Source organism: Micromonospora qiuiae, assembly GCF_016863555.1.
In the GTDB taxonomy this organism is placed as follows: domain Bacteria; phylum Actinomycetota; class Actinomycetes; order Mycobacteriales; family Micromonosporaceae; genus Micromonospora; species Micromonospora qiuiae.
The window spans coordinates 99,246-121,714 of record NZ_BOPC01000031.1 but is presented as its reverse complement, the minus strand read 5'-3'; the positions used below and the strand labels follow the sequence as shown (position 1 = coordinate 121,714).

13 protein-coding genes are annotated in these 22,469 nt (G+C 70.2%); 11 read left to right on the top strand and 2 right to left on the bottom strand.

Annotated elements, in window-relative coordinates:
* Positions 1–210 precede the first annotated feature (210 nt).
* The 4 genes from Vqi01_RS12685 (at position 211) to pdxY (ending at position 6,189) form a co-directional block, all read left to right on the top strand.
* The gene (locus Vqi01_RS12685) at positions 211–1,800 is read left to right on the top strand and encodes a GGDEF domain-containing protein (protein WP_204034946.1); all 1,590 of its coding nucleotides are present in this window, start codon (positions 211–213) and stop codon (positions 1,798–1,800) included.
* A 30-nt stretch (positions 1,801–1,830) separates the two neighbouring features.
* Entirely contained in the window at positions 1,831–3,201 is a 1,371-nt protein-coding gene (locus Vqi01_RS12680) for a pyridoxal phosphate-dependent decarboxylase family protein (RefSeq protein WP_204034945.1), read from the top strand.
* A 428-nt stretch (positions 3,202–3,629) separates the two neighbouring features.
* Complete coding sequence (locus tag Vqi01_RS12675) at positions 3,630–5,207, top strand: alpha/beta hydrolase (protein ID WP_204034944.1); 1,578 nt, start codon at positions 3,630–3,632, stop codon at positions 5,205–5,207.
* 130 nt (positions 5,208–5,337) lie between these two features.
* Positions 5,338–6,189: a pyridoxal kinase PdxY gene (gene pdxY, locus Vqi01_RS12670; protein WP_204034943.1), complete on the top strand. Its 852-nt coding sequence runs from the start codon at positions 5,338–5,340 to the stop codon at positions 6,187–6,189.
* A gap of 49 nt (positions 6,190–6,238) precedes the next feature.
* Here pdxY and Vqi01_RS12665 read toward each other — a convergent pair whose 3' ends face one another.
* Complete coding sequence (locus tag Vqi01_RS12665; RefSeq protein WP_204034942.1) at positions 6,239–6,481, bottom strand: hypothetical protein; 243 nt, start codon at positions 6,479–6,481, stop codon at positions 6,239–6,241.
* A gap of 182 nt (positions 6,482–6,663) precedes the next feature.
* Here Vqi01_RS12665 and Vqi01_RS12660 point away from each other — a divergent pair, with 182 nt between their 5' ends.
* Positions 6,664–7,656, top strand: a complete 993-nt coding sequence (locus Vqi01_RS12660; protein ID WP_204034941.1) for a LacI family DNA-binding transcriptional regulator — start codon at positions 6,664–6,666, stop codon at positions 7,654–7,656.
* A 75-nt stretch (positions 7,657–7,731) separates the two neighbouring features.
* On the opposite strand, the gene Vqi01_RS12655 is transcribed toward Vqi01_RS12660, so the two are convergent.
* Positions 7,732–8,754: a LacI family DNA-binding transcriptional regulator gene (locus tag Vqi01_RS12655; protein WP_204034940.1), complete on the bottom strand. Its 1,023-nt coding sequence runs from the start codon at positions 8,752–8,754 to the stop codon at positions 7,732–7,734.
* Between the two features lie 398 nt (positions 8,755–9,152).
* Here Vqi01_RS12655 and Vqi01_RS12650 point away from each other — a divergent pair, with 398 nt between their 5' ends.
* The 6 genes from Vqi01_RS12650 to Vqi01_RS12625 all read left to right on the top strand — a co-directional run bounded on the left by Vqi01_RS12650 (position 9,153) and on the right by Vqi01_RS12625 (position 22,454).
* Positions 9,153–10,451, top strand: a complete 1,299-nt coding sequence (locus Vqi01_RS12650) for an ABC transporter substrate-binding protein (protein ID WP_204034939.1) — start codon at positions 9,153–9,155, stop codon at positions 10,449–10,451.
* 112 nt (positions 10,452–10,563) lie between these two features.
* Complete coding sequence (locus Vqi01_RS12645; protein WP_204034938.1) at positions 10,564–11,481, top strand: carbohydrate ABC transporter permease; 918 nt, start codon at positions 10,564–10,566, stop codon at positions 11,479–11,481.
* 5 nt (positions 11,482–11,486) lie between these two features.
* Entirely contained in the window at positions 11,487–12,407 is a 921-nt protein-coding gene (locus tag Vqi01_RS12640) for a carbohydrate ABC transporter permease (protein WP_204034937.1), read from the top strand.
* 2 nt (positions 12,408–12,409) lie between these two features.
* Positions 12,410–14,359, top strand: a complete 1,950-nt coding sequence (locus Vqi01_RS12635) for a glycoside hydrolase family 127 protein (protein ID WP_204034936.1) — start codon at positions 12,410–12,412, stop codon at positions 14,357–14,359.
* Between the two features lie 90 nt (positions 14,360–14,449).
* Positions 14,450–19,186 carry a discoidin domain-containing protein gene (locus Vqi01_RS12630; protein ID WP_239098359.1) on the top strand — a complete coding sequence of 1,579 codons (4,737 nt, stop codon included), beginning with the start codon at positions 14,450–14,452 and terminating at the stop codon, positions 19,184–19,186.
* A 64-nt stretch (positions 19,187–19,250) separates the two neighbouring features.
* Positions 19,251–22,454: a family 43 glycosylhydrolase gene (locus Vqi01_RS12625; protein WP_204034959.1), complete on the top strand. Its 3,204-nt coding sequence runs from the start codon at positions 19,251–19,253 to the stop codon at positions 22,452–22,454.
* The last annotated feature ends 15 nt before the right edge of the window (positions 22,455–22,469 follow it).

The window sequence follows — 22,469 nt, the reverse complement described above, 5'->3', positions numbered from 1 at the left end:
GGTGTCCCAGAGAAAATGGTGCACGAGAGGTGGCACCGGGCGTCCTGCGGGTGAACGTACGCAGCCAGAAGTTGTCCCGCATTGGACAAGGCTGTCGATGCTTCGGGGACCGCGCCCGCCGGCTCCGAGGGTGGCCCGACGACGGCTGCCCGAAGCGGGACTCCGGTAGCATCGGGCTGTTTTCTTTCCCAGGGCGGCGCGGAGGACCGCGTGGATGATCTGACCCTCCGGGCCCTGAACCTCGTCGAGGAGGCTCAGGCCGGTGCTGCCGCTCGGGTGCTGGCGGTCGCCGAGGCGGCGCTTCGCGAACCCACCGGAGAGATCTCCGACGGCCCGGCGGCGATGCACTTCGCGCGCGTCGTGGCGTTGACCCGGTTGGATGACCTGCCCGCGGCCATCGCCGCCGCCGGTCTGATGTTGACCGCTGCGGATCGTGAGGGCAGTGCCGGCTGGCGCTCCTGCGCGCTGTCGCTGCGGGCGACCCGCCGGCTGCGCCTCGGCGACCAGGACATCGCCGAGTACGACATCGAGGCGGTGCTACGGGATCTGGTCAGCGCGGAGATCGCCCTGCTCGCCGACGAGCCGGATCCGGTGATCAGGGGTAACGCCCATACCGGGATCGCCATCGGCTACGCCCAGTTGCGCCTCTACGAGCTTGCCGTGCCGCAGTTCCAGGCCGCGTACGAGGCGACCTGCCGGGCGTCGTACCCGGACAACGGCAACCGCGCGATGTGGCTGTGCAATCTGGCGGAACTCAACCTGATATGGGCGTTGGAGCTGTACCAGATCGGCCAGGTCGCCGAGGCGGAGAAGCTCACCACGGTCGCCGAGGAGTACGCGGTGCGGGCGGCGGCGGAGGCGTCCGGACCGAGGGCGCAGGTGTGGCGGCTGTCGGCGCTGCTGTACGCGGCGTGCTCGCGCGCCGACCGCCAGGACCCGGCGGAGGCGGCGGCCGACATTCCCCGGTACGTCGCGCTCCTGAAGGGGTACGGGCTGAAGGAACAGCATCAGGAGCTCCTGCTGTGCCGGCCTTTCCACGCCGTCGCGTTGCGCCGCTCCGGGCGGCCGGACGAGGCGCTACGCGTCATCCAGGACGCCGTCGCCTCCCTGGCACCCGACACCGACTGGCTGATCTCGGCGGCCCTGCACCGTACCCACGCGGTGCTGCTCGCGGCCAACGGTTCGCCCGACGCCGTACCCGGGCTCACCTACGGGGACGCGCTCGCCGAACTTCTCTGGCGCCAGCGGCAGCGCTGGCTGCACACGGCGATGACGATGCAGTCGTACGACGTCCTGCGCTGGCAGCACGAGCAGGCCGAGCAGGCGGCGCAGACCGACCCGCTCACCGGGGTGGCCAACCGGCGGGGCCTCGACACGTTCCTGCAGACCCTGGCCGCGTCCGGCACCGCCGCCGAGCAACCGGTGGCGGTGCTGGCTGCGGACATCGACCGGTTCAAGCACATCAACGATTCGCTGGGTCACGCCACCGGCGACGACGTGCTGCGCGCCGTCGCGCAGCTGCTCACCAGCAACGTTCGCACGGGCGATCTGGTGGCTCGGTTGGGCGGCGACGAGTTCGTCGCCATTCTGCCCGGCGCCGGCACCGTCGCCGCCACGGAGGTGGCCCAGCGGGTGGTGCGCGCCATCGCCGGCCTGACGGCCTGGCCGGTCAGGGTCAGGGTCAGCGTCGGGGTCGCCAGCGGTCGGGCGTACTCGTTCGAAGAGGCCCTCACCCGGGCCGACAGCGCCATGTACGCGGCCAAGCGCGCGGGCGGAAACCGGGCCTCGGTCAGCGCCTGACCTGTCGGGGGCGGCGAGTATGGTGCGCCGATGGACGAGTTGCGTCGCCTGTTCCACTCGGTCGCCGATCACGCGGCCGACTATCGTCGCTCGTTGCCGGAGCGGCCGGTCGGGGTGCCGATCGACCAGTCCCGGCTGGTCGAGGCGTTCGCCGGTCCGTTGCCCGCCGCCCCCACCCCACCGGAGCAGGTGGTGGCGGAGCTGGTCGCTGCGGCCGAACCCGGCCTGGTGGCGACCGCCGGACCGCGGTACTTCGGGTTCGTGGTCGGCGGCGCGCTGCCAGCGGCGACCGCGGCCGACATGCTCGCCGCCGGTTGGGACCAGGTCGCGTTCAACGCCGTCACGTCCCCGGCCGCCGTCGCCGCCGAGGCCGCCGCCGGCGACTGGCTGAAGGACCTGCTGGGGATCCCGGCGTCGGCATCGGTCGGTTTCGTCACCGGTGCACAGGCGGCCAACACCGCCGGGCTCGCCGCCGCCCGGCACCAGGTGCTCGCCGACGCGGGCTGGGACGTGGAGCGGCGCGGCCTGCTCGGGGCGCCGTCGATCCGGGTGCTCGCCGGTGCGGAGCGGCACGCGACCATCGACCGTTCGCTGCGGCTGCTCGGCCTGGGCACGGACGTGGTGCGGCCGGTTGCCGCCGGGCCGAACGGCGCCATCGACCTGGAGTCGCTGCGGGGCGCGCTGCGTGCCGCCTCCCCGGGCCCCACCATCGTCTGCCTCCAGGCCGGCAACGTGAACACCGGCGCCTGCGACGAGCTGCGGGAGGCGTGTGAGCTGGTCCATCGGCACGGCGGGTGGGTGCACGTGGACGGGGCGTTCGGCCTGTGGGCCGCGGCGAGCCCGGCCACCCGGCACCTGACCGACGGGCTGGAGCTGGCGGATTCGTGGGCCTGCGACGGCCACAAGTGGCTGAACCTGCCGTACGACTCGGCCTTCGCCTTCTGCGCCCGGCCCGACGTGCACGCGGCGGCGATGTCCTACACCGCGTCGTACCTCGTCGGATCCGGTGGTGCGCCGGTAGGCGCGGATCTGACCGCGGAGTCGTCGCGCCGGGCCCGGGGATTCGCGGTCTGGGCCGGGCTGCGGGAGCTGGGCCGCGACGGGGTGGCGGCGCTGGTCGACCGCTGCTGCGCGCTGGCCCGCCGGTTCGCTGAGGGGCTGACCGCGGCCGGGTTCGAGGTGGCGAACGAGGTGGTCCTCAATCAGGTGCTGGTCGGCTTCGGCGACGACGCGCGCACCGACCGGGTGGTCGCGGCGGCGCAGGCGGAGGGCACCTGCTGGGTGGGCGGTACGACGTGGCGGGGCCGACGATTGATGCGGATCGCGGTGTCGAACGCCACCACGACCGAGGCGGACGTGGACCGCTCGATTGCCGCGATGGTCCGCCTAGCCGCCGAGTGAGGGACCCCGCCACGTCCATCCACGGTGAGTTGATCACGAGTGTGCCTCCTGATCGGAGAGAGCCATCGGCAGGGATATTACTTGGAGTAACCGCGTGAGTGCTGTCTGCTATTGGGCGGGGTGGTGGCCGCGACGAACCGGTCGCCGATTCCTGTGATGTCGGCCATCTTGACTGTTGGCCGTCGGATTCGATGTCTCGATGCGACGGATCCTCACTCGGATTTCCCCCGGAGACCATTGACCTCACCGTTCTCAGGTATGGGCAGAAAGAAGCTGCATAGTGTTCTGCCGGTTCTTCTGCCGGTCAATTCCCAACGTTTTAACATCGGCTTTCTCGGCGACACAATCAGGTAACACCGCGCGTTCGTTCAATTCGCTAACGTCGCTTCCGTCCGGCAGGTGCCGGGTAATTACCTGGGAGAGGAAGCATGCGCAGAAAAGTGGTCCGGCAATTGTTTGTCGGTGCGGTGGCGGGTCTGATGTTGATGCCGCTCGCCCCGTCGCCCGCCTCGGCGGCCCCGGTCGAGGCCGTGCAGTGGGCGCCCTGCGAGCAGGATGCCAGCGCCCTGTGCGGCACGCTGGAGGTGCCGGTCGACTGGGCCGACCCGCACGGGCCGACCATCGACCTGGCGCTGGCCAAGCGGCCGGCCACCGACCCGAACGCGCGGCGCGGGTCGCTGGTGGTCAACCCGGGCGGACCGGGCGGCTCGGGCGTCGACGCGGCGCTGCGAGCCGGGTACAGCGACGACCTCCGTCGTCACTTCGATATTCTCGGATTCGACCCACGCGGCGTCGCCCGTAGCGCGCCGGTCCGGTGTTCGCTCGACAGGATCCTGGATCTGCCTGCCGGGCCGATCACAACGGCCACCGCCTTCGATGACATGGTCGCCGCGAGTCGGGCGCTGGCCGACGACTGCCGCACCCACAGCGGGCCGGTTTTCGACCATGTGGACACGCTGCAGGTGATCCGTGACATCGACGCCATCCGGGCGGCGGTCGGCGACGACAAGCTGACCTTCTTCGGTATGTCGTACGGCACGCTGATGGCCCAGCAGTACGCGGAACGGTATCCGAACCGGGTGCGGGCCCTCGTCGCGGACAGCACGATGGACCACAGCCAGGACGCCCGGGGCTTCGCCGTCACCCAGGCGGCCACCGGGCAGGACTCGTTCGACGAGTTCGTCGCCGGCTGCGCCCGGCTCTCCGAGTGCGCCCTGCACGGCCGCGACATCCGACAGTTCTGGTGGCGACTGCTGGAGCGCGCCGATCGCGGCGAACTGTCGGACCCGGACGACCCGAGCTACAAGATCACCCAGTCGGAGCTGGTGAACTTCGTGGTGGGCAACTTGAACTACCAGCCCTACTGGCTCGCCATCGCCAGCGAGTTGGAGCGGCTCGACGCCGGCCGCCCGTCGACCACGCCTGCTGCCGCATCACGCCGGTCGGCCGAGAACCAGCCGACGGTCGTGGACTTCGCGTACCAGGCGGTCCTCTGCCAGGACTGGGACCTGAAGGCCCGCGACTTCGCCGAGTGGCGCTCGATCGCCGCCGATGCCCAGCGCGCGGCGCCGGACCTGCCGAACCCGCCGCGGGCGTCGGTGGGTGCGATCTGCCTGGGCTGGCCGACGCCGGCGAACAATCCGCAGCGTCGGATCACCCCGACCAACGAGGCGAAGCTGCTGTTCGCCAACGCGCTGCACGACCCGGCGACCGGCTACAACTGGGCGCTGGGCGCTGCCGAGCAGTTCGGAGGCCACGCCGAGCTGCTGACGTACGAGGGGTGGGGACACATCGTGTACGGCCGGGTGGCCTGCGCCGACGAGGCGATCGACCGGTACCTGATCGACCTCGTCGTACCGGCGGCGGGCACGCGGTGCGCCGCCGCGCCGCCGCCGGGTACCACGGCGAACAACGCCCGTAGCCGGACCGCCGGCCCGGCGGACGGACCGGCCCCGGAGATGGTTCCGCTGCGTGCGGAGCCGGAACTGCCGACCTGGCTCTTCTGAGCCGACGCCTTCGGTGGCCGGGACACGCTCGGTGTCCCGGCCACCACGTTGGAGGTGCCGCGATGCTCTCGACGGATTCTGCTCAGTGGGTGGTGCGGGTGGCCGCGGCGGCAACCGCCATGATGGGCCGGTGAGATTCCTGTCCATCCAGTCGTCGGTCGCCTACGGCTACGTCGGCAACTCGGCGGCGGTCTTCCCCCTGCAACGGCTCGGGCACGAGGTCTGGCCGGTGCTGACCGTGCACTTCTCCAACCACACCGGATACGGCGCGTGGCGCGGCCCGCTGCTGGCGCCCGCCGACGTGGCCGAGGTGATCGCGGGCATAGCGGATCGGGGGGTTCTCGGCGACGCCGACGCGGTGCTCTCGGGCTACCAGGGCGACCCGGCGATGGGTGCGGTGATCCTCGACGCGGTGACCCTGGTCAAGACCGCGAACCCGGCGGCCGTCTACTGCTGCGACCCGGTGATGGGCGATGTCGGCCGGGGCATGTTCGTCCGGCCCGGCATTCCGGAGTACCTGCGGGACGTCGTGGTCCCGCGCGCGGACATCATCACCCCCAACCACTTCGAGCTGGACTTCCTCGCCGGCTGCACCACGAGGTCACTGCCGGAGTTGCTGGAGGCGGTCGACGTGGTACGCGCGACCGGGCCACGGCACGTCCTGGTGACCAGCGTGCTGCACGGCGACCTGCCGGCGGGGTTGCTGGAGGTGGTGGCCGTCTCGGACGAGGGCGCGTGGGCGGTGACCACGCCGTTGCTGCCGATCAACCCGAACGGCGGCGGCGACGTCACCGCCGCGCTGTACCTGGCGCATCTGTCGACCACGGGATCGCCCGCGGCGGCCCTGGAACGCACCGTCGCCACCGTCTTCACCGTCCTCGAGGCGACCCTGGCGGCGGGCACCCGGGAGATCCAGCTGATCGCGGCCCAGGACGCGATCGCCGAGCCGCCGGCCCGGTTCCCGGCGCGGCGGCTGCGCTGATCCCGCCCATGTTTCGCGGCACGTCAGGTGACCTGCCCGGCCCCGCAACTCACGCGGCCGAGCGGTCGCCTTGCTGCACGCCTACTTCGCCGGCAGCCGCGCAGGTCAGTAGCCGTAGCGGCTCTTCAGGTGGCGCCACCAGTCCCGGAGCATCCAGCCCTGCGCCGCCGCCTGCGCGCCGGTGACTCGCGAGCGTCGCAGCGCCGGTGAAGGCGCCAATCCCGTCGGGACCCTTGCCGAAATGCTTTTCGTGCGTAAGGCTGACTCGTTCCGCCGTTTCAGGGTTGATCATGAGGCTGACAGCAGGTGATTAATCTCCGCCTGCCGTTAACCTCGTGATCAAAGGGGAGTTGCGGCTGCGGGATTGCCGAAAAGCTTTTCGGGGTTCATTGTCAGGGGGTGCAGACAACACCGTCGTGTGCCCCGTCTCGGGAAGCTGGGCGGCCGGTGGCCAACCGTTCCGGCCGTTCGATCATGCGTGATGTCGCGGAGCTGGCGGGCGTCTCCGCCCAGACCGTGTCTCGTGTCGTCAATGGACATCCGTACGTCGCGGACCACACCCGGCAGCGGGTGCTGGACGCCATGCGGACGCTCGACTACCAACGGAATCCGGCGGCCCGGGCGCTGGCCACGCGACGCTCCGGCACGCTCGGCATCATCGGTTACGAGAGCCCGCTGTACGGGCCGACGTCCATGCTGTACGCCATCGAGGGTGCGGCCCGCGCCGCGGACTACTTCGTCAGCGTCGTCAGCGTGCGCCACCTGGATCGCCGATCGGTGCTCGACGCGGTCGACTGGCTGCGCCGACAGTCGGTCGAAGGGATCATCGCCATCGCGCCCAAGCCCGCGATGGCCAGCGCCCTGGCGATGGCGACGGCCGGATCGCCCTGCGTGACCGTGGGCGGCGGATCCAGCGAGGCGATCCCGCGCGCGCAGATCGACAACGCCGCAGGTGCCCGGCTCGCCACCCAGCACCTGCTCGACCTGGGCCACCGCACCGTCCACCACCTGGCCGGCCCGCCGGACTGGCCGGAGGCGGACGAACGGGAGGCGGGCTGGCGGGCCGCCCTACAGGCCGCCGGCGCGCCGATTCCGCCGGTGGTGCCCGGTGACTGGACGGCGTGCACCGGATACGAACAGGGCGTACGGTTGGCCCGCGATCCCTCCGTCAGGGCCATCTTCTGCGCCAGCGATCAGCTTGCCCTCGGTGTGTTGCGGGCCCTGCACGAGGCCGGTCGCAGCGTTCCGGACGAGGTCAGCGTGGTGGGATTCGACGGGATACCGGACGCTGCACAGTTCCTGCCGCCGCTGACCACCGTACGACAGGACTTTGCCGAGCTGGGGCGACGCAGCCTCGGGCTGCTGCTGCCCCAACTCGACCGCGTCGGCGATCCGGCGATCCGCCGGTGCGATCTGCTGTTGCCCGAGCTCGTGACCCGGCGCAGCACGGCAGCACCACACCGCTGATCCCGGCCCAGCGCAGCGGTCCCGTCCGGCGAGAGCTGTCGCCGCCGGGACTTCAGGGGCGAGCGTGCTCGAAGATCAGCTCTGCACCGCGGGACCGGTGGACTCGCGTACCACGAGGCGACCCTGTTGCCGGATGACCCCGGCGTCCGCGGTGCCGTCCAGGGCGGCGAGGAGGTGGTTGACCGCGGTCGCGCCGAGCTGTTCGAGGTTGAGGTCCACGGTGGTCAGTGGCGGCCGGCAGTCGGCGGCAAAGAACTCCCAGTTGTCGTACCCGATGATCGCCACGTCGTCCGGGATCCGTCGGCCGAGCCCGCGCAGGGTGTCGGCAACGCCAGCGGCGACCTGGTCGTTGCCGCAGAAGATGGCGTCCACGTCCGGCCGGGCGGCCAGCAGCAGTCGGGCAGCGTGTCGGCCCCACCGTTGCGACCACTCGCCGTAGAGCGGCTCGCCGGCGAGGCGGAGCGCCGCCTCGTTGAGCACCGTGCGTAACCCGGCGACCCGGTCGCGGGCCGCGCGGTAGGTGTCCGGACCGGTGATGTGACCGATCCTGCGTCGGCCGTGCGACACCAGGTGTTCGGCGGCGAGCCGGGCGCCGCCCTCGTCGTCGGCCACGATCGACAGATCGCGCGGATCGGTCGACTCGGCGTACGCGTAGACCACCGGGACGGGGATGTCCTGCGTCAGTGACGGGCGCAGCTCGTTGCTGTCACCGACCACGATGAACCCGTCGACCTGACGGGCCAGCAGGGTGCGGATGTAGTGCTGGCGGCGGATGGCGTCACCCCGGGCGTCGCAGAGCAGCACGGACATCTGTCCGTTGCCGAGGGCGTTCTCGGCGCCGAGCAGGATCGGTATGGCGAACCGACCGCCGAGCTCGTCGGTGAGCAGGCCGACTGTCCGGGTGCGGCCGGAGATCAGACCGGTGGCCAGCACGTTGGGTTGGAAGGACAACTCGGCGGCGGCGCGCAGCACCCGCTCTCGGGTGGCCGAGGCGACCTCGGCGCGCCCGTTGAGTGCCTTGGACGCGGTGGCGATCGAGACGCCGGCGCGGCTAGCCACGTCACTCAGCGTCACCGACTGTGATCGTCGTCGACCCACCGAAAACCTTTCGCAAGGATTTCATAGCGGCCGTCAGATGCTCGCCGCCCTCGTACTTGCGGCAAGCCTAGAGCGTAGGTGGCCTGTCGGGAAGATGTGAAGGAAAGTGCGGGGCGTTCAGGTTTTACCCGTACGACATCTTGCCGAAAGCGTTTTCGTGCGACACCCTAGCGGCGGAAGTGATAGCCACCACCTCGGCCGCGGCAGGCACGACGTCACCCAACCGCGCCGGATCCGGCGGAAGGCAGCGATGCGATGGGAACCAGTGCCGACTGCCGGTTGACGAGATGGTTCCCGCATCGCGCGCCGATCGACGCCACCAGCTTCATACCGCAGTGGACCGCGGCTCAGGGGACCGCATCGCGGCCCCATCGAACGATGAACCCTGGGAGTGACAGATGAAGAGGACCCTGGGCAGGCGTACTGCCCTACGTTCGTTGGCAGGAGCCCTGGTAGCGGCGCTGACGGTGGGCGTGGCCGCCTGCGGCGGCGACGAACCGAACGGCCTGAGTGCGGCCGAGGCCGGCCCCAACGGCGTCGACGACGGCAGCGAGCTCACCCTGTGGACCCGTGCACCGCTGGAGAAGCAGGCGAAGCTGCTGGTCGACGCCTACAACGCCAGCCACCAGAACACGGTCAAGCTGACCGTCGTTCCCAACGACGACTACGTCGCGAAGGTCGGCGCGGCGGCCGGATCGAGCAGCCTTCCGGACCTCTTCGCCGCGGACATCGTCTACGTGCCGAACTGGGTGAGCCAGGGACTGTTCCAGGATCTCAGCGCGAACATCGACGGACTCAGCTTCAAGGACTCCATCAACAAGGGACACCTGTCGGCGGGCACGGTCGAGGGCAAGGCGCACGTCCTGCCCTTCGTGCTGGACCTGTCCATGCTGTTCTGGAACAAGCAGCTCTTCGCCGAGGCCGGGCTGGACCCGGAGAAGGCGCCGGCGACGCTCGAGGAGTACGCCGCCGCCGCCAAGGCGGTCCAGGGCCTCAAGAAGGACGGTGTCTACGGCACCGCGGCGGGACTCAACTGCGGCGGATGCCTCGTCTTCACCTGGTTCCCGTCCGTCTGGGCCGCTGGCGGTCAGGTGCTCAGTGAGGACGGCAAGGAGTCCAAGCTCGCCGACGAGACCGCCCAGCAGGTCTACCGCACCTGGGCGGACCTGTGGCGCTCCGGCGCTGTTCTGCCGTCCTCGGCGGGTGAGACCGGTCCGACCTGGACCGCCGGCTTCACCGAGGGCAAGGTCGGGCTGATGTTCTACCCGGCCACGCTGCTCTCCTCGACGCCGTTCGACGTCGGTGTCGCCGGTATCCCCGGCCCCAACGGCGGCGCCTCCACCTTTGTCGGCGGGGACGGCATCGGTGTGTCGAAGGACTCCAAGAAGGCGGCCCAGGCCTGGAACTTCCTCAGCTGGATGATGTCCGAGGAGGCCCAGGTCGAGGTGCTGGCGAAGAACAAGGACGTGGTGTCGCGCGCCGACCTGGCGAACAACAGGTACGCCGCCGAGGACCCGCGGCTGGTCACCATCAACGAGGTGGCCGGCCAGGGCGACACGCCGGTGGCGCTGAACTTCCAGCAGGCGTTCAACGCGCCGAACAGCCCGTGGCTGACGCTCGTGCGCAACCAGGTCCTCAACGGCAGCGGCGACCTCCAGAAGGACAACGGCGAGATCAGCGCCGTGCTCCAGCAGTAGATCCGCGCCCGCGCCCCAGGCGGGTGCCGACGACCCTGCCGATCGGCACCCGCCTGCGGCCGGCGCCACCACCCGGGCCCGTCAACGACCGCCGACACACGGAGAGGTTCCCATGAAAGTCATCGCACCGTCCCGCTCGCCCGGTGTGGCGCCGCGGGGCCGGTCGCGTCCCCGCAGCCGGCAGGCCCTGCTCGGCTGGCTCTACGCGACACCGACAGCGGTGTTCGTGGTGGCGCTGTTCGCGGTGCCGCTGCTGCTCGTCGTCAAGATGTCGATGTCGCGGTGGCCGCTGTTGACCGGTGATCAGGGAATCAACGCTCCGGACAACTTCGTCAAGGCGGTGGATCACCGTTTCTTCACCGACTCGGTGGTCTTCACCCTCAAGTACACCGTGCTCGCGACCGTGCTGCTGCTGGCACTCGGGTTGGGACTGGCTCTGCTGGTGCAGGAGTCGAGCCGCTGGAACAACCTGCTCCGCGCCTCGTTCCTGATTCCCAGCGCCCTCGGGCTGGCCTCGGCGTCACTGCTGTTCTACGTGCTCTACTCGCCCTACGCGAGCCCGCTGGCACCCGTGATGGACGCCCTGGGCTTCACCTTCCTCGGCTCGCCGAACGCGGCGCTCTTCTCGACGGTCTTCCTCATCGTGTGGCGGTACGCCGGTTTCTACATGGTGCTCATGCTCGTCGGTCTGCAGGGCATACCGGCGGAGGTGTACGAGGCCGCCCGCTCGGACGGCGCCAGCAGGTGGCAGACCTTCCGGAAGGTCACCCTGCCGCTGCTGCGGCCGACGCTGGCCCTGACGACCGTGCTCTGCGTGACCGGCTCCCTGCTCGCCTTCGAGCAGTTCTACATCCTCACCAAGGGCGGGCCCGACAACAGCACGATCACCGTCGTCCAGCTCATCTACATGGTGGCCTTCCAGGGGCAGAACGACCTCGGCGTGGCAGCGGCCCTCTCGGTCATCGTGCTGCTGGCCCTGATCCTGATCAATGTGCTGCAACTGCGCGCCTTCCGGACCGAGGAGAACTGACGCCGATGGTCGCCCCTTCCCGCACCACCGCGCCCGCCGCCGATGAACCACCACCTCCGCCGCCCGCCGCGGGACCGGCCCGCCCGAGAAGACCGGCCGGTGTCACCATCGCCGGCATCGCCCTGCGTACGCCGTACTGGGTGTTCACCGGAGCGATGGGACTGATCTTCCTGGCCCCGCTGCTCTGGACCGCGGTCGCCTCGGTCTCCCCACAGCCCGGGACGAACCAGGTGAACGGCTGGGGATTCGGCAACTACGTGACGCTGTCCCACTATCAGGCCGGCATCTGGCGCTACCTCGCCAACTCGGCGTTCGTCTCGCTGCTCACCGTCGCCCTGACCCTGGGGATCTCCTTCCTCGGCGGTTACGCGTTCGCCCGGTTCCGGTTCCCCGGGCGCAACGTCCTCTTCCTCGTCACGCTCGCCATCCTGATGGTCCCGTACGCGACGCTGCTGATCCCGCTCTACGTGCTGCTCAACCAGGTCGGGCTGCAGAACTCCCTGGTCGGCGTGGCCCTCGTGCTCGCGATGTTCCAGCTGCCGTTCGCCACCTTCCTGATGCGCATCTCCTTCGAGGCGGTGCCACGCGAGCTCGACGAGGCGGCCATGGTCGACGGCTGCTCCTCGTTCAGCGCACTGTGGCGGGTGCTGTTGCCGGCGGTGAAGCCGGGCCTGATCACCGTCGGGCTGTTCGCGTTCCTCGCCGCCTGGAACGACTTCATGGCGCCGCTGATCCTCATCAACGACACCGAGCGCATGACCCTTCCGCTCGCGGTCTCCAACCTGCGCGGCCAGGTCCAGGGTGTCGTCGACTACGGCGCGACCGAGGCGGGCGTCGTCGTTCTCGCCCTGCCCTGCATCGTCCTGTTCCTTCTGCTTCAACGTCACTACGTGCGCGGCTTCATGTCCGGCGCAATGAAAGGATGAACATGAGCGGCAGCGCACCTTCGGTCGCACCCGTCCTGCCGGCGCGTGGCCGGCTCCGGCCGATCGGGTTGGACGGAACGCGCATCACGGGCGGATTCTGGGCCGAGCGTCAGTCGGTCAACGGGAAAGCCACCCTCGAGCACATCGAACACTGGCTCGAACGGGCGGGCTGGATCCGGAACTTCGACCTCGCCGCCCGGGGAGGCCCGCCCCGGGAGCGACGGGGCCGCGAGTTCGCCGACTCGGAGATCTACAAGTTTCTCGAGGCGGTGGCATGGGAGATCGGTCGGACCGGAGACGAGCGGCTCGAGACCAGGTTCCGCACCGTCGTGCGACGGGTGGCCGCGGCACAGCGACCCGACGGGTATCTCAACACCAACTTCGGCGGGCCCGGGCAGGCGCCGCGTTGGTCCGACCTCGAGTGGGGCCACGAGCTCTACTGCGTCGGTCACCTGCTCCAGGCTGCGGTCGCCCGGGCCCGGACGTGTCCGGACGCCGACGATGGACTGCTCGATGTCGCGCGCCGCGCGGCCGACAACGTCTGCGACACGTTCGGGCCGGAGGGCATCGACGGCATCTGCGGGCACCCGGGGATCGAGACGGCGCTCGTCGAGTTCGCCCGCGTAACCGGTGAGGACCGCTACCTGTACCAGGCCGCCCTCTTCGTCGACCGGCGGGGCCACGGTCGGCTCGGCGATGTGGAGTTCGGCCGGGAGTACTACCAGGACGAGCTTCCGGTACGGGCGGCGACGGTGCTGCGCGGGCACGCGGTGCGGGCGAACTATCTGGCCGCCGGCGCGGTCGACGTCGCCGTCGATCTGAGGGACGCCAGCCTGCTGGAAGCGGTACGCCACCAGTGGCGCAACGCGGTGACCCGGCGCACGTACGTCACCGGCGGGCAGGGCTCCCGCCACCAGGACGAGGCGTTCGGCGAGGACTGGATGCTGCCCCCCGACCGCGCCTACTCCGAGACCTGCGCCGGCATCGGCTCGGTGATGCTCGCGTGGCGGCTGCTGCTCGCCGAGGGCGATCCCCGGTACGCCGATCTCATCGAGCGGACGCTGTTCAACGTGGTCTGCACCTCGCCGTCGGCCGACGGCCGGAGTTTCTTCTACACCAACACCCTGCATCGTCGCGAGCTCGGCACGCGGCCCGACGCCGAGCGTCCCAGCCCGCGCGCGGCGGCCTCGCTGCGGGCGCCGTGGTTCGAGGTGTCCTGCTGCCCGACCAACATCGCCCGGATTATGGCCAGCCTGCCGGCGTACGTCGCCACCCACGACGACGACGGTCTCCAACTTCACCAGTACGTGTCCGGCACCGTCGAGCAGCGCCTCGCCGACGGCCGGGCTCGGTGCCTGGTCGTCGCGACCGACTACCCGCACGACGGGGAGATCCGGGTGCGGATCGACAGCGACGACGACCAACCCTGGTCGCTGACGCTCCGGGTACCGGGGTGGGCGACGAACGGCGCGACCATGACCGCCAACGGGAAGACCCGGCCGGTCGATCCGGGATTCGTGACCGAGCACCGGACGTGGCGGCGTGGCGACGAGGTCGTGCTGTCGCTGCCGATGGCACCCCGGTTCACCTACCCGGACCCCCGCATCGACGCGGTCCGCGGTTGCGTCGCGGTGGAGCGCGGCCCGCTCGTGCTCGCCGTGGAATCGGTCGACGTCCCGGAGATCGACAGCGTCGACGAACTCCGCGTCGACCTCGACCAACCGCCGCGCCTGGTCGACGGCGACGTCGCGGTGCGGTGCCGGCGGGTGCGCCTGCGTGACCACGAATGGCCCTACCGGGCGGACCGGGCCGAGTCGGCACCCGCCACCGAGGCGGTGCTCGACGAGGTGGTGCTGGTGCCGTACCACGCCTGGGCCAACCGCGGGCCCTCGACGATGCGCGTCTGGCTGCCCACCGCTACCGACCCAGCTTCGGGCGACGCCTCGTGTTAACGCTCACACCGAGGCCAGTGCCATCACCACCGAAGGCGCGGCCGTGACGCCTCACCCGTCCGGCCGCACCGACAACAGGGAGGAAGAAACATGATCCGCAGACGCGTGAGAAGGGCGCCCCTCTGGGCCGCCCTCGCCGCGCTCGTGGTGGGAGGGACAGCGATACCGACCCCGGCCCACGCCGCCAGCCCGATCCTGCCTGGCAACGAGAGCGACGTCGGGGTCTACACCAACGGCCAGAACCACGTGATGGAGATCGGGGATCCGGTCTACAGCAACCTCGCCACCATCGCCGACCAGCTCAAGCCCGGGGTGCCGTTCACCGCCGGAAACCTGCACCAGTCGATCTTCGAGAAGGACCTCGCCGCCGGCGGCACCGACTACTACCTCGACCGCGTCCTCGGGGTGCGTGGAACGCTCGGGTCAACGGTGCTGATGACCCGAGGCCGCTCCCTGTACATGCGCGGCGCCAGTAACAACAACTTCACCATCATGGGCTTCGCCGGCAGCGCGTACGTCGGTGGCCCCAACAACCTCGGCAACCTGTACACGGTCACCGTGCCCGGTCAGACCGTCACCGAGGTCAACGCGAACCGGTTCAACGCGCCGAGCCACGCCAAGAGCCGGTACACGATCGGGAACACCGGCGTCACCGCCGACCTGACCAAGTTCATCACCTACGACAACGTGGCGGTCACCGCGATCGACCTCACCAACTCCGGCGGCTCGGCGGCCACCTTCACCGTCCGGGCCGCCGCACCGCTGGCCACCCAGCCCGGACGCGGCACCGCCGAGCTGACCGGCACCCGCACCATCACCAGTGGCTCCAACAACGGCCTGGTCGACACCGCGTGGGACCAGATCAGGATCGACCTCACCGGTGACGGGTTCACCCGCAGCGGCAGCAACCTCGACCGCGAGGTCACCGTCCCGGCCGGTGGCTCGCTGTCGCTGAAGGTCGTCGCCGCCGTCTCCTCGGCCACCCTGCCCGAGACGGTCGAGAGCTACCAGGAGTACGCCGAGCTGTCGCCGGCCGAGGCCGTGCGTACCGGCATCACCGAGTTCAACCGCCGCTGGGCGCAGGACGTGCCGTATCTCAACGTGCCCGACCCGGCGCTGGAGAAGGCCATCGTCTACCGCTGGTGGGGCGAGCGGTACAACTCGCTCGACGCCAACGCCTCCGGCCACGTCTACCAGTACCCGACGACGATCGAGGGAGTGAACCTCTACCAGAACGCCGTCGCGCTGACCCAGCCGATGCACCTGCAGGACACCAAGTGGCTGCGGACGCCCTACCTGCCGTACGGCCAGATCCTGAACATCGGTGAACTCTCCGGCTCCTCGGCCTTCCTGGACAGCCCCGGTCACACGAGCTGGAACAACCACTACTCGCAGTATCTCGGCACGGCCGGGCTCGAGGCGTACCAGGTGCACGGCGGTGGCAAGGAGATCGCCCGCAAGTTCGCCGGGTACTTCGAGGGCGACGGCGTGGGGCAACTGGAGCACTACGACGGCAACAACGACAAGTTGATCGCCTACGACACCAACTACATGCCGGGCAACGACGCCGACGCCATCACCTTCGGCTTCCCGAAGTCCAACGCCGGGGCGCCGGGCGCGCGGACGATCGAGCGCCCCGAGTCGGCGTACGTGTGGGGCGCCTTCGACGCGGCCCGCCAGCTCTACCAGGTCTCCGGCGCCGACCAGGCCAAGGTCGACGAGATGGGGACCAGGGCCGACGAGATCCGCGACGCGATCCTCAACCGGCTGTGGAGCCCGGACATGCGGATGTTCCTGGCCGGCACGTCGCACGGCGCCACCAGCGCGGCGACCGCCAACGGGCGACCCAATCCGCTGCCCGCCTCGGCGCGTGACCTGATCCCGGCCAAGGAGTCGAACCTCTACGACATCTACGCCGAGAACCTCATCCCGAAAGACCAGTGGCGGAAGTACGTCGACGGGTATCGCTTCCTGACCTACGGCGACAACTTCCCGATCTTCCCGTTCTACACCGCCAACCAGTACGACCGGGCGGCGTACGGGATCGGTGGCTCCAACAACTTCTCCAACATCAACTTCACCGTGCAGTACCGCGGTGTCCGCTCGGCCCTCCGGCACTACGACCCGGAGCAGAAGTACATCACCCCGGCGTACGCCAAGCGGCTGCTGGACTGGATGGCCTGGAGCATCTACCCGGGTGGGGACGTGCGCGCCCCGAACCAGGCGGAGTACTACTCCAACTGGAACCCGACCACGCGGACCTACAACCGCAACAACCCGAACCACATCATGCTCGGCAACATGAACTACATCTTCATCGAGGACATGGCGGGCATCCAGCCGCGTTCCGATGACAAGATCGAGCTGTGGCCGATCAGGTTCGGCTACGACCACTTCATGGTCAACAACCTGCGCTACCACGGGCAGGACGTCACCATCGTCTGGGACCCCGACGGCAGCAGGTACGGCCTGGGTGCCGGCTACAGCCTCTTCCTCAACGGCGAGCGAAAGGTCAGCACCGACCAGCTCGGCCGGCTCACCTACGACCCGAACACCAACCAGGTGCAGGCCGAAGAGGGTCTGACGGTCACCTACACCGCCACCACCGGGGCCGACTTCCCGAGCGCGGTGGACACCCCGATCAGCGACGACCGTGTGGTCAGCTACCTCAGGACGGCCGGCATCGACCTCACCGAGGACGCGCCGAACCTGGCGCAGGGCGCGCAGCTCAGCTCGTCGTACACCCAGCAGGGCGTGCGGCCGACGCCGTGGCGGCAGTTCCACACGCCCGGCTGGAGCAGCACCTCGATGAACCACACCCCGGGCGCGATCAAGCAGACCGAGCGGCCGGTGTCGCTGGCGGCCGTCACCGACGGCATCACCGCCAACGAGCCGTACTGGGGCAACTACGGCACCACCGAGCGCAACGGCTACGTCGAGCTGGACCTCGGCGCGGCCAAGGCGTTCGACAACGTCAAGGTGTTCTTCGTCAGCGACCGGCAGGCGGGCGGCTACCGCGAGCCGGCCCGCTGGTGGGTCCAGGTGCCCGACGGCGACGGCGGCTGGCGGGAGGTGCCGGACCAGTTCAAGAACCCGACCGTCCCGTCGGCGAAGTTCAACGAGGCGCTGTTCGACACCGTGACGTCGAACAAGCTGCGCATCGCCTTCACCAACAACCCGACCTTCTACACCGCGATCTCCGAGATCCAGGTGTTCGACTCGGGACGGGACGTGCCGGAGGTCACCAACCAGGCGCCCGTCGTCACCGCCTCGCGCGACACCTCGGGTGACGGCAACCTCTCCACCCGGCTGGTCGCCACGGCGACCGACGACGGCATCCCCTACGACAGCGAACTCACCTTCGGGTGGGAGACCGTCTCCGCCCCGGAGGGTGCGGGCGTCATCTTCGCCGACGCGAAGGCGCTGGCCACCCGGGTGACCGGCACCGTCGCCGGTGACTACGTGTTCCGGTTCTTCGCCGACGACGGGCAGAAGCGCTCGACGGCGACCGTGGCGGTGACCCTCGCCAAGCGGGAGGTCAGCGCGGAGTTCGGCTCCTCGGCGACGATCAGCACCAGCGGCACCGCGTCGTGGGAGAACCACTCGCGGGTCAATGACCCCGGGACTCCGAACAACTCGAACCCGGGCACCGGCAACGGCTGGGGCAACTGGGGCCAGCCGCAGAACGGCACCAGCCCGGAGCGGCAGGCGTGGATCCAGTACCACTGGAGCGCGCCGGTGCGGCTGTCGTCGACCGACATCTACTGGTACGACGACAACGGCGGCACCCGTCGCCCGAACGCCACCACGTACGCCATCGAGACCTCGGAGAACGGCACCACCTGGACGCCGGTCACGCTGGCCGAGGGATCGACGTACGCCGGTGGGTTGGTGACCAACCGGTACAACCGCTTCGAGTTCGCCCCGGTCACCACCAGTTACCTGCGCATCCGCATCTGGGGCGTGCAGGGCAGCGGGGCCGGCACGGGCGTGCTGCGCTGGCGGGCCAACGGCGAGACGGTCGACTCGGTGCGCTCGCCGGTGCTGATCCGCACCGGCGTGGGTCAGGTGCCGACCCTGCCGGGCACGCTCGACGCGGTCTACGCCAGCGGCGCCCGCGGCAAGGTGGCGTTCAACTGGCAGGAGATCACGCCCGAGCAGGTCGCCGAGCCCAACGTCGACCCGTTCGTGGTCTACGGCACGAACGACGCGTACGGCCTGATCGCCGAGGCGCGGATCTACGTGCGGCCGGAGATGTCCACCGGTGGCATCTCGATCCAGGGCGCCGAACGGTTCGAGCAGGCCGTCGAGGTCGGCGAGCTGCCCTGGCTGCCGGAGAAGGTGGAGGTCTCCTACAACGACGGCTCCCGGGACAACCAGGCCATCGGTGTCGACTGGGACTTCGACGAGAACATCGTCAACACCCCCGGCCGGTACACCGTCATCGGTGACCTGATCCTGCCCGACTACGTCAGCGAGGCCGGCGCCACGCGAACCACGCTGACCCTCACCGTGGGCGACCCGCCCGAGACCCCGATGTGGGACGTCGAGGTGCAGGCCAGCACCCGCTGCACCGGCAGCAACGTCTACGTCGCGGTCAACGCCCGCAACGCCGAGGACGGGCCGCTCACCATCGAGTTGATCACGCCGTACGGCTCGCGGACAGTCGCCGACGTGGCTTCCGGAAAGTCCGCCTTCCAGGCGTTCAACACCCGCACCAAGTCGGTGCCGGCCGGAACCGCGACGGTGAAGGCCACCGGGATGGTCGACGGCGAGCCGGTGACCGTGGAGTTCGAGGCGCCGTTCGGCGCGCTCACCTGCGGCTGACCCCCTTCGTGGTGGCGGCGCCCGGCACCGGCGCCGCCACCCCCTCCGGGTAACGAGTGAGGAGATCGACACCGTGAACACCATCGTGGGGCGCGACGCCGCCCCACCATCGGGCCGGCCGTCGCGCCGGTTGCGCAGGGCGGTCGCCGTGGCGGCGGTCGCCGGGCTCGTCGCCGGTGGTCTGGGCGGCGTTGCCAGCCCGGCCCACGCCGCCGAGCCCGAGTCGTACACCTTCACCAACGCCGTCAACCCGATCCTCGGCGACGGCAGCTACTACTCCGCCGACCCGGCGCCGATCGTGGTGCGGGCCGGCGCGCCCGGCAACGACACCGGGCGGGACCAGCTCTACATCTACACCGGTCACGACCAGGCCGGGCCGTCCACCAACGACTTCATCATGAACGAGTGGGGCGCGTTCCGGACCACCGACGTGGCGGCGGGGGAGTGGACCCACTTCCCGTCGCTGATGCGACCGGAGCAGGTCTTCGACTGGGCCACACCCGGACGCGCGTACGCGGGCCAGGTCGTCCAGGGCGTGGACGGACGCTACTACTGGTACGTCCCCATCCACGAGCGCAACAGCCCGGCGTCCGACAAGTTCGCCATCGGCGTCGCGGTCTCGGAGAGCCCGACCGGCCCGTGGACCGACCACGCGGGCGGGCCGATCATCTCCCAGCGGGTGCCCACGCCCAACAACATCCACAACATCGACCCGACCATCCTCGTCGACGGCGAGGCCCCCCACCAGCGGGTGTACATCTGGTGGGGCTCGTTCAGCCAACTGCGGATGCTCGAACTCCGGCAGGACATGAAGACCCCGGTCGGCACCCCGCGCACGGTGACCGGCCTGACCGGCTTCTTCGAGGCAGCCTGGGCCTTCACGCGCAACGGCACCTACTACCTGGCGTACGCCGGCAACAACGCCGGCCCGACCTCGCAGTGCACCCCGGCGAACTACCACGCCTGCATCGCCTACGCCACGGCGACCTCGCCCGAGGGGCCGTGGACCTACCGGGGCACCATGCTCCGCCCGGTCTCCTCGACCACGAGCCACCCGGGCATCCTGGAGTTCAACGGCAGGTGGTACATCGCGTACCACACCGCCGACGCGGTGGGCGGCGGCCACTTCCGCCGGTCGGTGGCGATCGACCCGGTCGAGTGGGACGACACCCAGACCCCGCCGCGGATGAAGCTGGTGACGCCGACGCCGGCCAAGGGACGCGACCTCACCCCCCGGCCGAACATCGCCCAGGAGGCCAGGGTCACCGTCTCCAACGAGCCGGTGCCCACGCAGTACTGGGTGAAGGCGCTCAACGACGAGATCGTCCGGTCGAACCCGCTGCCGCCGGACATGTGGGGGACCTGGACCAGCAACAACCCGCCCCAGCAGTGGGTGCAGTACACCTGGGACCAGCCGATGCGGATCTCCGGCTCGCAGATCGACTTCTGGAACGACCAGCCCCAGGCCACCGGGGTGGGCGTGGCCGCGCCCGCCCGCTGGCGGATGCAGTACTGGAACCTGGACACCGGGCAGTGGGCCGACGTGCCGAACCCGAGCGGCTTCCCGACCGGCACGCAGGGCTTCCAGAACACCACCTTCGACCCGGTGACCACCACGCAGGTCCGCGCGGTGTTCGACGCGTCGACCAACGGCAGCACCTATTCCGCCGTGGCCGTCGAGGAGTGGAAGGTTCTCGCCGCGCAGCCGGAGGCCGCCGTCACCGCGCCGGCGATGACGGTGGAGGTGGGCGAGAGCGACCTGCCGGACACCCTGCCGGTGTCGGTCGGCGGCGAGACGCTGCGGGTGCCGGTCTACTGGGACGCGGTCCAGCCGGAGGAGGTTGCGGCGCCTCGGACGTTCACCATCGGAGGCACCGTGCTCGGTTACGCCGCCGGGCGGGTCTCCGCGCAGGTCACCGTCATCTCTCCGGATGACACCGAGGGCGACGAGACCGCGCCGACGGTGACGCTCACGCCCAGCGGCAGTGCCGGCGGCGCCGGTTGGTTCCGATCCGCGGTGCGGGTGCGGGTCGCCGGGGTCGACGACCGGGGCGGTCGGCTGACCATCTCGGCCCGGGTGAACGACGGCCAGCCGACCGTCGCGGACGACGTGCGGTACGTCGACGTCACCGTCTCCGGCGACGGCCAGCACACCGTCACCGCGACCGCGACCGACCGCGCGGGCAACGTCTCGACGCCCGCGAACCTCGGCGTACGGATCGACGCCACAGCGCCGGTGAGCACGGCCACCGTGCACAGCACCACCCGGTCGGTCACGGTGACCGCGACCGACGCCACCTCCGGGGTCGCCCGGATCGAGTACGCCATCGGCACCGGCGCGTGGACCACGTACGACGGTGCCGTCGCGGCACCCGACTCCAACCGGCACACCGTGTCGTTCCGGGCGATCGACGTGGCCGGGAACCTGGAGACGGCCAGGACGGTCGCCATCCCGGCGGACCTGTCCGGGCCGCTCACCGGCAACATCGGGCCGATCGCGACCCCGAGCGCCTCCTACACGGCGAGCTGGAACAGCGTCACCGCCCTCAACGACGGTGCCGACCCGGCCAACCCGAGCCAGGCGCAGATCTGGGGCACCTGGTCCGGCACCCGCCCGGCCACCCAGTGGGTCCAGTACGAGTGGACCCGCCCGGTGCGGATCACCGGCACCGAGCTGAAGTTCTGGCGGGACTCCAACCAGGGCTCCGGCGAAGGCGTCGCCCAGCCCGACGGCTGGGTCCTCCAGTACTGGGACGAGGCCGGCTCGGCCTGGCGGGACGTGACCGGGGCGTCCCCCTACGGCACGAGCACCACCGCGTTCAACCGGGTCACCTTCGATCCGGTCAGCACATCGAGGGTGCGGGCCACCATTCGGGCCAACGGCAACGGCACCACCTACTCCGCGGTCGCGATCACCGAGTGGCGGGTCTTCGCCGACGACCCGGGCGTCCGGCCGGAGCTGCCCGTGACGGTGACCGCGCAGGCGCGCTGCCTCGCCGGCAAGGCGTACGTCGCGGTGCAGGCCCGCAACGGCCATGACGCGCCGGTGGACATCGCCCTGGAGACCGCGTACGGCGAGCGCACGTTCGCGGACGTGGCGCCCGGCGGCAACGCCTTCCAGCAGTTCGCCACCCGGGCGGCCTCGGTGACGGCCGGCACGGCGACGGTCCGGGTCACCGGTTCCGTCGACGGCAGGGACACGACGACCCTCGTCACCGCGGAGCACGCGGGCGCCAACTGCGCCGCCGACCCTCGGCAAGCCCAGTGATTCTCACCTGTCACG

What these genes read in the sequence shown, in the direction of transcription:
- Vqi01_RS12640 (WP_204034937.1), top strand. Translation starts at nt 11,487, where the DNA reads ATGGTCGCCCCTTCCCGCACCACCGCGCCCGCCGCCGATGAACCACCA.
- Vqi01_RS12645 (WP_204034938.1), top strand. Translation starts at nt 10,564, where the DNA reads ATGAAAGTCATCGCACCGTCCCGCTCGCCCGGTGTGGCGCCGCGGGGC.
- Vqi01_RS12650 (WP_204034939.1), top strand. Translation starts at nt 9,153, where the DNA reads ATGAAGAGGACCCTGGGCAGGCGTACTGCCCTACGTTCGTTGGCAGGA.
- Vqi01_RS12635 (WP_204034936.1), top strand. Translation starts at nt 12,410, where the DNA reads ATGAGCGGCAGCGCACCTTCGGTCGCACCCGTCCTGCCGGCGCGTGGC.
- Vqi01_RS12665 (WP_204034942.1), bottom strand. Translation starts at nt 6,481, where the DNA reads ATGATCAACCCTGAAACGGCGGAACGAGTCAGCCTTACGCACGAAAAG.
- Vqi01_RS12660 (WP_204034941.1), top strand. Translation starts at nt 6,664, where the DNA reads ATGCGTGATGTCGCGGAGCTGGCGGGCGTCTCCGCCCAGACCGTGTCT.
- Vqi01_RS12675 (WP_204034944.1), top strand. Translation starts at nt 3,630, where the DNA reads ATGCGCAGAAAAGTGGTCCGGCAATTGTTTGTCGGTGCGGTGGCGGGT.
- Vqi01_RS12680 (WP_204034945.1), top strand. Translation starts at nt 1,831, where the DNA reads ATGGACGAGTTGCGTCGCCTGTTCCACTCGGTCGCCGATCACGCGGCC.
- Vqi01_RS12630 (WP_239098359.1), top strand. Translation starts at nt 14,450, where the DNA reads ATGATCCGCAGACGCGTGAGAAGGGCGCCCCTCTGGGCCGCCCTCGCC.